The following is a 14826-nucleotide window of genomic DNA, read 5'->3' as shown; positions in this document are numbered from 1 at the left end:
AATTGCGAAACTATGCCAGGTTAAGAGCTCTCAAGGCATTGCCGGCCGCCGGGGCTTGCCCGCCGCCGCGCCTTGGCGCTAAAGCCGCCGCCGCAATGGGTGTCCTCCCACGGGAGGATGAAAAGGGAACTCGGTCCATAGTCCGAGGCTGCCCCCGCAACTGTAGCCGGCGAGCCGGCGTGCCACTCTCTGCCACTGGAGCCGCCGGCTTCGGGAAGGCGGCACGCCAGCGACGACCCGGAAGCCAGGAGACCTGCCCGTTGCCGTCGATTCCTTCACGCGGGCGGGGTGCACCGGGTGATCGGGGCTGAAATCCCCGCGCGAGCGACACCAAACCATGCCGGGCCCGGTTGGCCCGCGTTTTCGGGTGTCTGTACCAGATGCGATTCCTGCGACTTTCCCTTGCTGCCACCGCCGCGCTCGCACCGATGGCTGCCCATGCTCAGCGCGAGGACGAAAAGATCATCGTCGTCGCCAGCGGCGTCGCCCAGCCGGCGGACGAAGTCGGCCGTTCCGTGACGGTGATCGACCGCACCGAGATCGAGCAGCGCCAGACCGTCGCGCTCTCCGATCTGCTCGCCACCACCGCCGGCATCACCGCCGTGCGCAACGGCGGTCTCGGCACTGCGACCGCGCTCTCGATCCGCGGCGCGCAGAGCGACCAGACACTGGTGCTGATCGACGGCGTGCGCGTGAACGATCCTTCTTCCACCGGCGGTGCGTTCAACTTCGCCAGCCTGCTCTCCGGCTCGATCGAACGGGTCGAGGTGTTGCGCGGGCCCAATTCGGTGATCTGGGGCAGCCAGGCGATCGGCGGCGTGGTCAACGTCACCACGCTGCAGGGCAGCCAGGGCCTGAAGGTCCGCGGCAATGCCGAGGGTGGATCGTTCGGCACGTTCAACGGCAACGCCGCGATTGCCGGCGGCAACGATCGGATCACCGCGGGGCTCTCCGCCGGGTATCTCACCACCGACGGCATCTCGGCGGCGGCCAGCGGCACGGAAGCGGACGGCTATCGCCAGTTCGGCGCCACCGGCAACGTCACGGTGAACCTCGCCCAAGGCCTGGCGATCGATCTGCGCGGCTATTATGCCGACGGCAAGGTCGATCTCGACGGCTATGCGCCGCCCAGCTTCGCGTTCGGCGACACGGGCGAATATGCCAAGACCCAGGAAGTCTATGGCTATGCCGGCCTGCGCCACGAAGCCTTTGGCGGCGCGCTGCGCAGCCGGATCGGCTTCACCTTCTCCGATATCGATCGCGACGGCCACAATGCCGATGACAGCATCGCCTATCGCTATCGCGGCCGCGCCGAACGCTATCTCTATCAGGGCGATGCGCGGATCGCGCAGCAGCTCCGCATCGTGTTCGGCGCCGAGCATGAGCAGAGCCGGATCCGCTATGACGAAGGCTTTGGCAGCACCGGCCGCTATTCGGCCGGCATCACCAGCGTCTATGGTCAGGCGATCGTCACGCCGATCGCGCCGGTGACGGTGACGGCGGGCGTCCGCAACGACGATCACAGCCGCTTCGGCAATCACTGGACCTGGAACGCCGATCTCGCGGTGCGCGCCACTGCCGATACGCTGCTCCACGCCAGCTATGGCGAAGGCTTCAAGGCGCCGACGCTCTACCAGCTCTACAGCGCCTATGGCTTTGCGGACCTGCAACCCGAAACCGCGCAGAGCTACGAGGCGGGCGTGCGCCAGATGCTCGCGGGCGGCAAGCTCGCGCTGGGCGCCACCTGGTTCCACCGCGACGCGGACAACCAGATTGACTATAACTTCGCCACGTCCAGCTACTTCAATCTCAACAAGACGCGTGCAGAGGGCATCGAGCTCGAAGCCGTGCTCCGACCGGTCGAGGCGATGACGGTGCGCGCCAACTTCACCCATGTCTATGCCGAGAACCGCAGCGCGGGCAGCCTCGGCCGCGACCTGCCTCGGCGCCCGCGCGACAGCGGCAGCGTCTCTGCCGATTATCGCCTGCCCTTCGGCCTCTCGGTCGGCGGCACGGTGACGATGGTGGGCGACAGCTTCAACGATGCCGGCAACGCCACCCGCATCGACGGCTTCGCGCTGGCCGGCGTGCGGGCGGAAATGCCGCTCAACCGCCTGCTGTCGGTCTATGGCCGCGTCGATAACATCGGCGACGCACGCTATCAGCAGATCGCCGGCTACAGCAGCTATGGCCGTGCGGCGTACGGCGGCATCCGGGTGCGGTTCCAGTGATCCGCGGCGCCGCGCTGCTCGCCTGCCTGATGGCCGCGGGCTGCGCGGCGCCGCCGTCCACCGGCGGCGGCGGCATCGTTTCGATGAATCCCTGCGCCGATGCAGCCCTGATGGAGCTGGTGCCACCCGCGCGCATCGCCGCGATCAGCCATTATTCGCAAGCGGCGGAATCCACCTCCATTCCGCTCGACCTCGCCCGCCGCTTTCGCGGCACCAGCGGCACGGCGGAGGAAGTGATCGGGATGAAGCCCGATCTGGTGATCGCCAGCAGCTTCACCCCGCCTTCCACGCGCGAAGCCTTCGCCCGCGCCGGGCTGAGGACGCTCTACCTCGACATCCCGTCGTCGATCGAGGCGAGCAAGGCCCAGGTGACCGAACTCGCCGCCGCCGTGGGTGCATCGGCCAAGGGCGCTGCAATGAACGCCCGGATCGATGCCGCCGTCGCCGCCACCCGCTGGCACGGTGCCGGCGCTCCCGCGCTGCTGTGGATCGGCGGCAACCTCGTCAACGGCAGCCAGACGCTGCTCGACGACATGATGGTCCGCACGGGCTTCACCAACCAGGCGGCGCGTTACGGGCTGGTCCATACCGGCCAGCTGCCGATGGAGCGGGTGATCGCGGATCCGCCGCGCGTGATGCTCGCACCCGATGGCGCCGGGCACGACAGCGACTCGCGCGCCGCAGCGCTGCGCAAGCGCGTCATTGCCGAAACCGGCCTGTCCGTGCTTCAAGCGCGCTTCCCGCGCCATCTGGTCAATTGCGGCGGCCCCGTTATTCCCGCCGCGATGACTCGCCTCGCCGCCATCCGCCGGAGTGTTCCTTGAACCGAGTCGTTCTCCATGCCGGCCTGGCCCTGCTTGTCGCCCTGCTGTTCGCCGGCTCGCTGATGGCGGGCAAGTTCTGGGTGCCGCCGGCCGCCTGGTTCAGCTCCGATCCGCGCTGGTGGATCATCGCCGAGCTGCGCCTGCCCCGCGCGATCCTGGGCCTTGCCATCGGCGCGGCGCTGGGCCTGTCCGGCGCGGTGCTGCAGGGGTTCCTGCGCAACCCGCTTGCCGATCCCGCCGTGGTCGGCGTCTCTTCCAGCGCCGCGCTGGGAGCGGTCGGCGCAATCGTGCTGCTGGGCAGCACCGCGCCGCTGATGCTGTTCGGCTGCGCGATGGCGGCCGCCTGCGGATCGATGCTGCTGCTCGCCGGCCTCGCCTGGCGCGCGGAAAGCGCGGTGGCCTTCATCCTCGCGGGCACTGTGCTGGCCAGCCTTGGCGCCGCGCTTACCAGCTTCCTGATCTCGATCGCGCCCAACCCCTATGCCACCGCCGAGATTCTCGACTGGATCATGGGCGCGCTCACCGACCGCAGCTACGCCGAAGTGCAGCTTGCTCTGCCCTTCATCCTGGTCGGCTGCGCGCTGCTGCTGTTCACCGGCCGCGCGCTCGATGCGCTGACTCTGGGTGAGGCGGCGGCGCGATCGATGGGGTTGCGGCTGGAGCGTACGCAGCTGCTCGTCGTGCTCGGCACCGGCCTGGCCGTCGGGGCCAGCGTGGCGGTGACCGGCGTCGTCGGCTTTGTCGGCCTGATCGTGCCGCACCTGCTCCGCCCGGTCACCGGTGCCCGCCCTTCCGCGCTGCTCCTGCCCAGCGCGCTCGGCGGTGCCGCCCTGGTACTTGCGGCGGACAGCCTGGTCCGCCTCGCCCCCGGCCCCGGCGAGATCCGCCTGGGGGTGGCGATGGCGCTGCTCGGCACCCCGTTCTTCTTCGCGCTGCTCCTCAAGCTCCGGCGGTCGACATGGAATTGAGCGTCTCCGATCTCGCCGTCAGCCTCGGCAAGCGCCGGGTGCTGCAGGGGCTGGACGCGGTGCTGCGACCGGGCAAGGTCACCGCGATCCTCGGCCCGAACGGTTCGGGCAAATCCACGCTGGTGCGCACGCTTGCCGGGCTGCTCGATCCCGATGCCGGCCAGGTCAAGCTCGGCGGCAAGCTGCTCGGCCGGCTCGACCCGCGCGAACGCGCCCGCCGCATCGGCTATCTGCCGCAGGAAGCGACGGTGCACTGGGATGTTCGCGTGGCCGATCTCGTCGCGCTCGGCCGCCTGCCGCATCGCGCGCCGTTCGCCGGGCTGTCGACCGAAGATCGCGCCGCCATCGATGCTGCGATCGACGCCACCGCCATCGCTCCCCTCGCCGATCGACTCGTCACGCAGCTTTCGGGCGGCGAGCGCGCCCGCGTGCTGTTGGCGCGCGTGCTGGCGGGGCAGCCGCAGTGGCTGCTCGCCGACGAGCCGCTCGCCAGCCTCGACCCCGTCCACCAGCTCGATCTGCTCGATCGCCTGCGCGCGCTTGCGGCCGGCGGCATGGGGGTGGTGATCGTGCTGCACGATCTTGTCCAGGCGGCCCGCGCCGCCGATGATGTGCTGCTGCTGCGCGAGGGCAGAACCATCGCCTTCGGCCCGGCCGAGACCGCCCTCGCCCACCAGCCGCTGCGCGATGCCTTCGGCGTCGAGGTGATGGTGATCGGCGACGACCAGGGCCGGCTGCTGCCGGTGCCGATCGGCCGCACCAGAAGCGTTTAGCCCCCCAGCGCCTCGACCAGCGTCTGAACCTTCTTCTGTCGCCATTGCGGCAGCGGGGCGACCAGCCAATAGCCGAGTCGCGACGCCTTGGGCTCGCCGACCACGACCACGCGGCCCGCCTCCATATCGGCGCGGGCGAGCAGCTCGGGCACGGTCGCCCGGCCCAGCCCCTGCGCCGCCGCGTCGATCGCGAGCCCCGCATCTGCGACGCGCACCAGCGATCCGGCATCCTCGGCCATGCAGCCGGGCCAGGAGATCCGCACGTCGATGCCGCCGCCACCGGGCCGCTCGACGGTGATCATGCCGTCGCTTTCCAGCGCCTCGCCTTCATGCTCCCCCGGGCCCTCGCCCCAGCGGATCGCCAGGTCGAGATTGGCTTCGGTGAAATCGAGCGCATCGTCGGCGGGCACCAGCACGAAGCGCAGGTCGGGATCGGCGCGGGCAATGTCGGACAGACGCGGCATCAGCCACTTGGCGGTCAGGTCGCGCGGCGCGGCGATGGTCAGCGACTTGGAGGATTGCCCCGCCTGCATCGCGCGCACCGCTTCCTCGAACTGCAGGAATCCGTTGCGCAGCGCCGCCAGCCCGCTCTGCGCCTCGGGCGTCAGTTCCAGGCCCTTGGTGGTGCGGCGGAACAGCACCACGCCCAGCGTATCCTCCAGCGCGCGGATCTGCTGGCCGACGGCAGCCGGGGTCACCGCCAGCTCGTCCGCCGCGCGGGTGAAGGAGAGATGGCGCGCGGCAGCATCGAGCACGCGCATGCCATTGAGAGGAAGATGGGTCCGCTTCACTGCTCGCCCGCCACGGCCGGCGCGATCAGCGAAAAGCGGGGGATCGCAACGTCGAACGCCGATCCGTCCTCGCCGATCATGTGATAGCTCCCCTGCATCGATCCGTTCGGGGTCGAAAGCGGGCAGCCGGAGACATAGTCGAAGCTCGCGCCGGGCGCGATCACCGGTTGCTCGCCCACCACGCCTTCGCCTTCCACCGTGTGGCGCAGGCCGCGCCCATCGGTGATGATCCAGTGCCGGGTGAGCAGTTGCACTGCCATTGGGCCTTCGTTCTCGATGCGGATATGATAGGCCCAGAACCAGCGGCCGCGATCTGGCTCCGACTGCTCGGGCAGGTACGACACCGAAACGCGAACGACCACGCCGCGCGTCGTCGCCTCGTCGGTGAACAGCGCCTTCACAAGCCGGCACCCGTCAGCGCCTGGTCCAGATCGGCGATCAGGTCGTCCGCATCTTCCAGGCCGACGTTGATGCGAATCATTCCCTCGGTGACTCCCATCTCCAGCCGCTTCTCCTCGGCCAGGCCCGAATGGGTGGTCGAGGACGGGTGCGTCATCAGCGAGCGCGAATCGCCGATGTTGTTGGAGATGTCGATCAGCGCCAGCCCGTCGAGCAGCGCATGCGCCTGCTTGCGGCCGCCATCGACTTCGAAGCTGAAGATCGGTCCGGCGGCGGCCATCTGGCGCATGAACAGTTTGTGCTGCGGATGGCTGGGCAGCGCGGGGAAGTTCACCCGCGGTACCCGCTTCTCCAGGAAGCTGCCCACCTTCACCGCATTCTCGCTCTGGCGGCGGATGCGCAGGTCCAGCGTCTCCAGTCCCTTCAGCACCACCCAGGCGTTGAACGCGCTCAGCGTCGGGCCGGTATTGCGGGTGAAGGGGAGCAGCGTGTTCGTGATGAAATCCTCGGATCCGCACACCGCGCCCGCCAGCACGCGGCCTTGCCCGTCCATCATCTTGGTAGCGGAATAGGCGACCACGTCCGCGCCGAAGTCCATAGGCCGCTGGAGCGCGGGCGTGGCGAAGGCATTATCGACCACCGTCACGATACCGTGCTTCCGCGCGATGGCGCAGACCGCTTCCAGGTCCACTACGTCCATCGTCGGGTTGGCCGGCGTTTCAAAGAAGAAGATCCTGGTGTTCGGCCGGATCGCATCCTCGAACTGCTGCGGATCGCGCGCATCGATCGTGGTGGTCTCCACGCCGAAGCGCGGCAACAGCGTGTCGGTCAGCCAGCGGCACGATCCGAAGGCGGCGCGGCCCTGTACGATATGATCGCCCTGGCGCACCTGGCAAAGGAGTGCAGCCGTCATCGCCGCCATGCCGGTCGCCATGGTGCGACATGCCTCCGCGCCTTCCAACAGGGCGATGCGCTGCTCCAGCATCTCCACCGTCGGGTTCTGCAGGCGCGAATAGGTCATGCCGGCCTGTTCGCCGGCAAAGCGCGCGGCGGCGTCGCCTGCGCAATCATAGGCATAGCCCGAGGTGAGGAACAGCGCCTCGCTGGTCTCGCCGAATTCCGAGCGCGCCGTGCCGCCGCGCACCGCCTGAGTCGCGGGCTTCCAGGTTCGGGTGATGCTCGGGTCTTGTCCGGTACGACGCTTCATGGGTTTGCTTTGCGGCGCTTGGGGGCGCGGCGTCAACCTTTTGGCGCGATGGCGCGCGAAGCGACGGCGAAAGCGCTCGCCTTCTGGCGAAGAACAAGGAGCGGGCCACCAGCCCGGAACCCCACCCGCAGCAACAAGCGCCTCGTGCGGCCGAACGATCCGGCGAAAGGGGACGGGCGTTCGCCCGGCGAGCAGACGTCGGCATGGCCGGGCACTGTGGGGCTGATGAGTTCGCGAACTAGATTCATGCTGGCCTTACGGGCGGTGCGTTCCTTCCCGCCTGCATCGACGTCGGCTATGCAAATCAGGCGAGCAACCACATCGCGAGATTCCACACAGGCGGTTCTCGCCCACTTGCGGACATTGAAGGTCCCTGAGACACTGTGCGTATGCGAGCTATTGGCCTCACAGTTATAGCCATGTCGCTTTTGGGTTGTGACAAAAGCAACGGGCCACCAAGCAGCTTGCCCTCCGAGCAAGTAGCGTATGTAGATGCCTTTCCATCGGATAACACCTCCAAGTTCCTCGATGGCGACTTGATAGAAGTTCCTAAATCCGGTGAATTTTTTTGGAACACGCAGCCGATAAGTGCTAGCACGCTGGTGAAATACCTGGCTGAGAAGGCGAAGTTTCCAAACGGCGGCGGCCGGGTCGTAATTCAATTTGAACCGGGCACTTCAACCAAGCGCGCTGCGTGGGTGAGGACGGAAGTGGTGAAGGCAGGATTCTGCAGAAGGCGAGGTTGTGCGGAAGCACCGTGGAAGTCTGTTCGGCCCGTTATAAACTGATGACCGACGTGTCCGCTTTCCACCCAACTCTGGCCGTTCGCTGCCATGATCATCCTATTGGTCGTACGCGGCAGGCATCTCCTTGCGTCCGTCAACGTGTTCCCTATTTGTACCAGCAGTCCTGCCTCCTGGCGGGCGCTCTTTGACTCCGTTGCATGACGCTTTCTGCGCGCGATGCGCTTCGCGGCCCCGGGGCCGTGCTTTGGGGGAGCAGGCGGATGCGGAACCTCCACGAGCCTAAACTTCCTAAACTTCGCATCCCATCACTCGGCCGTCGCGAGACCCGCGAAGGCCTAAACTTCCTAAACTTTGCCCGGTGGCCGCCGCCAAAATTGGGCGAAGCGCCTTGCTACGATCTTCGTCGCCGCGCACTCTTCCGCTCCGCGGTCGCCTCCGCTAGGCCTGCGCCCATGCGTCCCCGCCTTCCGGCTCTCGCCACCCGTCCGTGGCTCGTTGCCCTGCTGATCGGCTTGGCCGCGCAGCTGCTGTTCACCATCCATCTCGATCGGCCCGGCGGCATCATGTTCGACGAGGTACATTATGTGCCCGCGGCGAAGGCGCTGATCGAACTGTCCGGCCCGCGCAACATCGAACATCCGCTGCTCGGCAAGGAGCTGATCGGCGCGGGGATGGATCTGCTCGGCGACAATGTCTTTGGCTGGCGGCTGATGCCGACGATCGCGGGCACCGTGACGGTGCTCGGCGTCTTTGCCTTTCTGATGATCCTGATGCGCGGTCGGCTGCGGGTGGCGGTGACCGGGGCGGCGCTGGCGATGCTCAACCAGAGCCTGTTCGTCCAGGCGCGCACCGCCATGCTCGACGTGTTCCTCGGCGCCTTTCTGCTCTGGGCGCTGGTATTCCTGCTCTGGGCGATGCGCGGCAGCCCTGCGCAGGTGCGCTGGCGCTGGTGCGTCGGCGCGGCGCTGTTCGGCTTGGCGACCGCGGTGAAATGGGCGGCGGCCCCCTATATCGCGATGGTCGCCCTCGCCTTCGTCGCGATCCGCGTGCGGGATGCGCGCCGCGCACAGCGCCCGCTCGCCGCCACGCTGCTCGCACCCGATCAGCCGCACTGGCCCGGCCTGTCCACCCTGGCGGCACTGGTGCTGCTCGGCGCGATCAGCATTCCCGTCTATTTCCTCACCTTTGCCCCAACCTTCTTCTATCTCACCGGCGCGACCGAGGGGCTGGGCGGCCTGCTTACCCTCCAGCGCGAAATGTACGCGGCGCAGACCCAGGTGCTCGCCCCGCACAATTACCAGTCGGATTGGTGGAGCTGGCCGCTGATGCTGCGGCCGATCTGGTTCTTCTACGAATGGGATTCCGGGGCCCAGCGGGGCGTGCTGCTGATCGGCAACCCGGTGATCATGTGGGGCGGGCTGGTCGCGGTGCTCGCCGCCTATGCCGCCTGGTTCCGCAGCCGAGCGGTGCGCCCGGTTGCGCTTGCGCTGCTCTGGACCTTTTCGGTGGCGATCTATGCCATCATCCCGAAGTCGCTCGGCTTCTATTATTACTATCACCTCTCGGCGATCTTCCTCTGCCTGGTGCTGCCGGTGACCTTCGATCACTTCGATCGCAACCGCCAGCGCGGCTGGGAAGAATGGTATGTCGCGCTGGCGCTGGTCTGCTTCGGCTATTTTTACCCGATCCTCTCCGCCGCCCCGCTCGACGGCCCGCTGGGCTTCACCCACTGGATGTGGTTCCCCAACTGGCGATAAATTTCGTTGCGGTCGCGCAGCCATCTTGAAGCGCGGTCGGCAGGCCCTAGCTTCACATCAGTTTCAGATCGCAACGGAGCCCCCATGGCCGCGCCGACCGACGTCCTCTTCCGCCCCTTTCGCATCAAGTCGCTCGATCTGCCCAACCGGATCGTCATGGCGCCGATGACACGGACCTTCGCCCCCGAAGGAATTCCCGGCGACGCCAATGCCGCCTATTATCGCCGCCGGGCCGACGGCGGCGTTGGCCTGATCCTGTCAGAAGGCACGGTGATCGATCGTCCGGCGTCGCGCAACCATCCGGGCATTCCCTTTTTCCACGGCGACGCAGCGCTTGCCGGCTGGAAGACAGTGATCGACGAGGTGCACGCCGCCGGCGGCAAGATGGCGCCGCAGATCTGGCACACCGGCTCCACGCGGACGATGACCGATTGGGTGCCGGACGTGGACGTGGAAAGCCCCTCGGGCCTGCTCGCGCCGGATAAGCCGCGCGGCCTAGCCATGAGCGAGCAGGACATCGCCGATACCATCGCCGCCTTTGCCAAGGCTGCTGCGGATGCCAAGCGGCTCGGCTTCGACACGGTCGAGATCCACGGCGCGCACGGCTATCTGATCGATCAGTTCTTCTGGGCCGGCACCAACACGCGCGAGGACAGCTACGGCGGCGCGACGATCGCCGAACGCTCGCGCTTCGCGGTCGACGTGGTGAAGGCCGTCCGCGCGGCGGTGGGCCCGGACTTCCCGGTTATCCTGCGCCTCAGCCAGTGGAAGCAGCAGGACTATGCCGCTCGTCTCGCCACCACGCCGGACGAGATGGCGTCGTGGCTCCAGCCGCTGGTCGATGCCGGCGCGGACGTGCTCCACTGCTCGCAGCGCCGCTTCTGGGAGCCGGAGTTTCCCGAGGTCGATGGCGAGAACGGCCTGAACTTCGCCGGCTGGGCGAAGAAGCTCACCGGCGCTGCTACGATCAGCGTCGGCTCGGTCGGGCTGTCGGGCGAATTCATCGCGGCGTTCGGCGGCGAGACCTCGCAGCGCACCGATCTGGACAAGCTCATCGATCGGATGGAGCGCGACGAGTTCGACCTGATCGCCGTCGGCCGCGCCCTCATCAGCGATGCCGATTGGGCGAAGAAGGTGCAGGCCGGCGACAGCGAAGGCCTGAAGGACTTCAGCCCGGCGGCCCTGGCGGAGCTGGTGTAAGGCGGACGTAAGCCCCTCCCCTGAAGGGGAGGGGCTATCGTTCGGTCAATACCGCCCCCACACGAACCGCGACGACAGCGCGAAATTCCACACCGCGGCCACCGCGATTCCGGCCAGCGCCGACAGCCGCCAGTCGCCATGCTGCACATTGTGGAGGAAGGCCGCGAGCCCGACATTGGCCGCCGCACCCACGCCGCACACCAGACAGAAGCTGAACCATCCCGCCAGCATCGGCCCGGCGCCCTTCAGCCGTCGCTCGCGATAGGTCAGCGCATTGTTGAGCAGGAAATTGAACGTCATCGCGACGATCGTGGCCAGGATCGTGCCGGTCACGAACGGCAGGCCCAGCATGCGGAACAGCACGAACAGCACCGCCAGATGCAGCGCCGCTCCCGCCGCCCCGATCGCCGAGAACATCGCGAAGCGCACCGGCACCACCTTGCCGAACATCCGGTCGTACAGCGCGATCAGATATTCCATCGCCACGACGTAATCGAGCTTGCTCTCCCCTTCCGTCCGCACGCGGAACACATAGGGCAGCTCGCGAAAGTGCAGCGGCTTCGGACTCGCGGTCATGATGTCGAGCAGGATCTTGAAGCCGATGCCCGACAGCACCGGCGCCAGCCCGCGCAGGATCTCGCTACGGATCATGAAGAATCCGCTCATCGGATCGGTCAGGTCGGCCTTCAGCACCTGGCGGGAGAGCTTGGTCGCGAAGGCGGACTTGGCCACACGTTCGCGGTCCCAGTCGCCGGTGCAGCCACCTTCGCAGAAGCGTGATCCGACCACCACGTCCAGCGTCGCATCCGCCTGCAGCGCATCGAGCATCTTCGGCAGCAGCGTCTCGTCATGCTGCAGGTCGCCGTCGATCACCGCCACGCACGGCGCCGCGGTGGCGCACATCCCCTCGATGCAGGCGGAGGATAGCCCGCGCCGCCCGATCCGCTGGATCACGCGCACGCGCGGGTCCGCCCGCCCGATCGCACGCGCGGCATCGGCGGTCCCATCGGGACTGTCGTCGTCGACGAAGATCGCTTCCCAGGCGCGACCGGCAAGGGCCGCATCCAGCTTGGCGATCAGCAAAGGAACGTTGGCGCGTTCGTTGAACGTGGGAATAACGATCGCAAGTTCGAGCAGGGTGTCGCTCACTGAAGCTCCAGCAGCACCGCATCCCCCATCGCGGTGGTTGGAAGGGAACCCCCGAGATCGGCCGTCCGAGCGCCCTTGGCGAGCGCTGCGGCAACCGCTTTTTCTATGCGCTGGGCCGATGCTTCATCGTCCAGCGAGTGCCGCAGCAACATGGCAGCGGAAAGGATGGCAGCGCAAGGGTTCGCCTTGCCCTGGCCGGCAATGTCGGGCGCGCTGCCGTGGATCGGCTCGTACATGCCGTTCGCGCCCGACCAGTCGGACAGCGATGCCGACGGCAGCATCCCGATCGATCCGGCGCACATGCTCGCCTGGTCGCTCAGAATGTCGCCGAACAGGTTGCCGGTCACGATCACGTCGAACTTCGCCGGCGCGCGCACCAGCTGCATCGCGGCATTGTCGACATACATGTGGGTCAGTTCGACCTCGGGATAGTCGGTCGCCATCTCGTTGACGACGTCGCGCCACAGCTGCGAGGTCTCGAGCACGTTCGCCTTGTCGACCGAACAGAGCTTCTTGCGACGACGCTTCGCCATCTCGAAGCCCACCCGTGCGATCCGCTCTACTTCGCGCTCGTCATAGCTCATGACGTCGAACCCCTGGCGCAGCCCTTCCATCGTGCTGCGGCGGCCCTTTTCGCCGAAATAGACGTCGCCGGTCAGTTCGCGCACGGTCACGATGTCCAGGCCGTGCACCACCTCGGGCTTGAGCGGCGACGCGTCTTCCAGGCCGGCGAACAGCGTGGCCGGGCGCAGATTGGCGAACAGGCCCAGCTCGCGGCGGATGCCCAGCAGCGCCGCTTCGGGGCGCAACGCCCGCTCCAGCCCCTCGAACCGCGGATCGCCGATCGCGCCGAACAGCACCGCATCGGCGCGCTTGGCCAGCGCCAGCGTCGTCTCGGGCAGCGGGCGGCCGGTGGCCAGATAGGCGGCACCGCCCACCGGGGCTTCCTCGAAGGTCAGGCCCAGGTCCAGCGCTTCGAGAACCCGGCGCGCCTCGCGCGTCACTTCGGGGCCGATCCCGTCACCGGGCAGAACAGCAATCAACGGCATCGCATTTCCCTGACGACGCCCATCGGGATCGACGGGCGAGAGACTGGGGACGCCGCTTAGCCGCCCGGGGGCGGTTTAGGCAACCGCCCGCAACAATCGGTCCACCAGCCGCTCGCGCGCCGCGATCGGCTCAGCCCCCTTGCCGGTCAGCAAGTCGCGCGCGAGGAAATGGCCGGTCAGCCGCAATCCGGCGAGGATATCGTCCCATCCCGCTTCGCCCCCCATCTGCAGGAAGGGAGGCAGCGCGAGCAGCCGCGCCTCATAGCCTGCCGCGCCCGTACGGCTCACCGCGATGCCGCTTTTCGGGCTCACAAAGGCCAGATCTTCGGTCGCATCCGTCACCGCACACCGCGTCAGGTCCAGCCCGAAGCCGAGTTCCGCCAGCAGCAGCAGCTCGTACCGCACCAGCGCGACGGCCCATCCCCGTGCGGCGGGCGCCGCCTCGATCGCCGCCAGCACCCCTTCCAGCGCCGAATATAGTCGGGGAAAGGGCAAGGCTTCCGGCAGCGTCACCGCGGTCAACGCGGTCACCCACGCCAGCGCCGCCGCCGGCAACGGCTCGCCGAACAGCGGCGCGCGACTGTGGAGCAATTCGACGGCCAGCCCCGCAAGCTGTTCATCGGTGCGCGCGCGCCACTCGCCCAGCACGGCGTTCGAAGGTTGCAGAACCGGCCGCAACGCCCGCGATCGGCCGCCCCGCACATAGCCGGGCTGCACCCCGTGCGCGGCGGTCAGCGCCCGTACGATCGCGCCATGTTCGCCATGCGGGCGAACGCTCAGGATCAGGGCCTCGGCGCGCAGATGCATCGCTCTCCTCTAGGCGGAGCGCGGGCGATAGGAAATGCCATCTGCCGGCACGCCGCTCGTCGCGCCTCCGGAACGACAATGCGCTTCAGGCATTCCAAACGCTGCAGCCAAGCAGAGGAACGACCCGTCATGTCCGAATCGACCGAAACCACCAGCCTGCTCGTCACCGCCCGCGTCGACGGGCTGAAGGTACGCAGCCGCGATGGTGATTCGCTGGGTCAGGTCCAGGCATTCATGGTCGAAAAGGGCAGCGGACAGACGCTCTATGCCGTGCTCAGCCTCGGCGGGTTTCTCGGCATGGGCAAAAGCTATTATCCGCTGCCGTTCGAACTGATCGCCTATGATGCCGGTGGCGATGATTACATCGTCACCATCGATCGGCGTGTGCTCGAAGGCGGGCCGAGCTGGGCGAGCAATCCCCCCGAATTTACCCAGGCCTATGCCGATCGCGTGTCCGGCTATTACGGCCTGTCGGCGGCCCGCGTCGATCGCCTGCCCACGGGCTGAGCCGCGTCAGGCGGCGGAGTCGGCTTCGGCCGGCAGCTCCCATAACTCGATCGGGTTGCCCTCCGGATCGTGGATCCGCGCGAAACGCCCGATTTCGGGCGTGTCCCATTCGGCGCGCGTCTCGATCGCCACGCCGGCGGCGTGCAGCTGCTCCAGCAGCCCGTCCAGATCGATGACGCGCAGGTTCAGCATCGCCTGCTTGTCGGCGGCGAAATAGTCGGTGGTCGCGGCAAAGGGCTGGAACACCACCGGCCCGGCTTCTGGATACCAGAACCACGGGCTGGGCTGCCCCTGGGCATCGGTCCCGCACCCGCCCCCCACGCCCAGCATCTCGCGATACCAGGTCGCCAGCGCCTCAGGATCCCGCGCACGGAAGAAATATCCGCCCAGTCCAACCACCGGCATGCCCCGCCCCCCT

The 14826-nt window shown here is 67.6% G+C and carries 14 protein-coding genes and 1 riboswitch; of the genes, 7 read left to right on the top strand and 7 right to left on the bottom strand.

Features of this window, described 5'->3' with window-relative positions; all coding sequences use genetic code 11:
• Window positions 1-80: 80 nt before the first annotated feature.
• Window positions 81-276, top strand: a riboswitch (cobalamin riboswitch).
• Window positions 277-428: 152 nt separating this feature from the next.
• From ACNFJ7_RS16135 to ACNFJ7_RS16120, 4 genes are read left to right on the top strand one after another with little or no spacing between them, the layout of a single operon-like run.
• Window positions 429-2231, top strand: a complete 1803-nt coding sequence (locus ACNFJ7_RS16135) for a TonB-dependent receptor plug domain-containing protein (protein ID WP_236704518.1) — start codon at window positions 429-431, stop codon at window positions 2229-2231.
• Window positions 2228-3055, top strand: coding sequence for an ABC transporter substrate-binding protein (locus tag ACNFJ7_RS16130; RefSeq protein ID WP_019369665.1), 828 nt, complete (start codon window positions 2228-2230; stop codon window positions 3053-3055). The genes ACNFJ7_RS16135 and ACNFJ7_RS16130 overlap by 4 nt, the downstream gene beginning before the upstream one ends.
• Window positions 3052-4023 (top strand): FecCD family ABC transporter permease, encoded by a 972-nt coding sequence (locus ACNFJ7_RS16125; protein ID WP_019369664.1) that lies wholly within the window; start codon window positions 3052-3054, stop codon window positions 4021-4023. Before ACNFJ7_RS16130 ends, ACNFJ7_RS16125 begins: the two co-directional genes overlap by 4 nt.
• Window positions 4014-4796, top strand: a complete 783-nt coding sequence (locus tag ACNFJ7_RS16120; protein ID WP_019369663.1) for an ABC transporter ATP-binding protein — start codon at window positions 4014-4016, stop codon at window positions 4794-4796. Before ACNFJ7_RS16125 ends, ACNFJ7_RS16120 begins: the two co-directional genes overlap by 10 nt.
• Here the strand turns inward: ACNFJ7_RS16120 and ACNFJ7_RS16115 are convergent.
• Genes ACNFJ7_RS16115 through ACNFJ7_RS16105 form a run of 3 tightly spaced genes read right to left on the bottom strand, consistent with a single transcriptional unit; the run spans window position 4793 to window position 7193 of the window.
• Window positions 4793-5587 (bottom strand): LysR family transcriptional regulator, encoded by a 795-nt coding sequence (locus ACNFJ7_RS16115; protein WP_058805465.1) that lies wholly within the window; start codon window positions 5585-5587, stop codon window positions 4793-4795. The genes ACNFJ7_RS16120 and ACNFJ7_RS16115 overlap by 4 nt on opposite strands.
• Complete coding sequence (gene apaG / locus ACNFJ7_RS16110) at window positions 5584-5988, bottom strand: Co2+/Mg2+ efflux protein ApaG (protein WP_019369661.1); 405 nt, start codon at window positions 5986-5988, stop codon at window positions 5584-5586. The genes ACNFJ7_RS16115 and apaG overlap by 4 nt, the downstream gene beginning before the upstream one ends.
• Entirely contained in the window at window positions 5985-7193 is a 1209-nt protein-coding gene (locus ACNFJ7_RS16105; RefSeq protein ID WP_019369660.1) for a trans-sulfuration enzyme family protein, read from the bottom strand. Before ACNFJ7_RS16105 ends, apaG begins: the two co-directional genes overlap by 4 nt.
• A 1198-nt stretch (window positions 7194-8391) precedes the next feature.
• Between ACNFJ7_RS16105 and ACNFJ7_RS16100 the strand changes: the two genes are divergently transcribed.
• Window positions 8392-9696, top strand: coding sequence for a phospholipid carrier-dependent glycosyltransferase (locus tag ACNFJ7_RS16100; RefSeq protein WP_019369659.1), 1305 nt, complete (start codon window positions 8392-8394; stop codon window positions 9694-9696).
• A gap of 84 nt (window positions 9697-9780) precedes the next feature.
• Window positions 9781-10896 (top strand): NADH:flavin oxidoreductase, encoded by a 1116-nt coding sequence (locus tag ACNFJ7_RS16095; RefSeq protein WP_019369658.1) that lies wholly within the window; start codon window positions 9781-9783, stop codon window positions 10894-10896.
• 45 nt (window positions 10897-10941) lie between these two features.
• Here the strand turns inward: ACNFJ7_RS16095 and ACNFJ7_RS16090 are convergent, their stop codons facing one another.
• The 3 genes from ACNFJ7_RS16090 to recO all read right to left on the bottom strand — a co-directional run bounded on the left by ACNFJ7_RS16090 (window position 10942) and on the right by recO (window position 13901).
• Complete coding sequence (locus ACNFJ7_RS16090) at window positions 10942-12045, bottom strand: glycosyltransferase (RefSeq protein WP_019369657.1); 1104 nt, start codon at window positions 12043-12045, stop codon at window positions 10942-10944.
• Window positions 12042-13094: a 3-isopropylmalate dehydrogenase gene (gene leuB / locus ACNFJ7_RS16085; RefSeq protein WP_419724228.1), complete on the bottom strand. Its 1053-nt coding sequence runs from the start codon at window positions 13092-13094 to the stop codon at window positions 12042-12044. The genes ACNFJ7_RS16090 and leuB overlap by 4 nt, the downstream gene beginning before the upstream one ends.
• A gap of 75 nt (window positions 13095-13169) precedes the next feature.
• Window positions 13170-13901: a DNA repair protein RecO gene (recO, locus tag ACNFJ7_RS16080; protein ID WP_019369655.1), complete on the bottom strand. Its 732-nt coding sequence runs from the start codon at window positions 13899-13901 to the stop codon at window positions 13170-13172.
• Window positions 13902-14030: 129 nt separating this feature from the next.
• On the opposite strand from recO, the gene ACNFJ7_RS16075 reads away from it, so the two are divergent.
• Window positions 14031-14408, top strand: a complete 378-nt coding sequence (locus tag ACNFJ7_RS16075) for a PRC-barrel domain-containing protein (RefSeq protein ID WP_019369654.1) — start codon at window positions 14031-14033, stop codon at window positions 14406-14408.
• 6 nt (window positions 14409-14414) lie between these two features.
• On the opposite strand, the gene ACNFJ7_RS16070 is transcribed toward ACNFJ7_RS16075, so the two are convergent.
• Window positions 14415-14813: a VOC family protein gene (locus ACNFJ7_RS16070; RefSeq protein WP_019369653.1), complete on the bottom strand. Its 399-nt coding sequence runs from the start codon at window positions 14811-14813 to the stop codon at window positions 14415-14417.
• Window positions 14814-14826 lie beyond the last annotated feature (13 nt).

Source organism: Sphingomonas sp. HT-1, from assembly GCF_048568905.1.
Lineage (GTDB): Bacteria > Pseudomonadota > Alphaproteobacteria > Sphingomonadales > Sphingomonadaceae > Sphingomonas.
This window is presented reverse-complemented; position numbering and strand designations above follow the sequence as displayed.

Bases quoted from the DNA above. Each gene is read 5' to 3' on its own strand.
- ACNFJ7_RS16095 (WP_019369658.1), top strand. From the start codon at position 9,781: ATGGCCGCGCCGACCGACGTCCTCTTCCGCCCCTTTCGCATCAAGTCG.
- ACNFJ7_RS16105 (WP_019369660.1), bottom strand. From the start codon at position 7,193: ATGAAGCGTCGTACCGGACAAGACCCGAGCATCACCCGAACCTGGAAG.
- ACNFJ7_RS16100 (WP_019369659.1), top strand. From the start codon at position 8,392: ATGCGTCCCCGCCTTCCGGCTCTCGCCACCCGTCCGTGGCTCGTTGCC.
- recO (WP_019369655.1), bottom strand. From the start codon at position 13,901: ATGCATCTGCGCGCCGAGGCCCTGATCCTGAGCGTTCGCCCGCATGGC.
- ACNFJ7_RS16135 (WP_236704518.1), top strand. From the start codon at position 429: ATGGCTGCCCATGCTCAGCGCGAGGACGAAAAGATCATCGTCGTCGCC.
- ACNFJ7_RS16075 (WP_019369654.1), top strand. From the start codon at position 14,031: ATGTCCGAATCGACCGAAACCACCAGCCTGCTCGTCACCGCCCGCGTC.
- ACNFJ7_RS16070 (WP_019369653.1), bottom strand. From the start codon at position 14,813: ATGCCGGTGGTTGGACTGGGCGGATATTTCTTCCGTGCGCGGGATCCT.
- leuB (WP_419724228.1), bottom strand. From the start codon at position 13,094: ATGCCGTTGATTGCTGTTCTGCCCGGTGACGGGATCGGCCCCGAAGTG.
- ACNFJ7_RS16120 (WP_019369663.1), top strand. From the start codon at position 4,014: ATGGAATTGAGCGTCTCCGATCTCGCCGTCAGCCTCGGCAAGCGCCGG.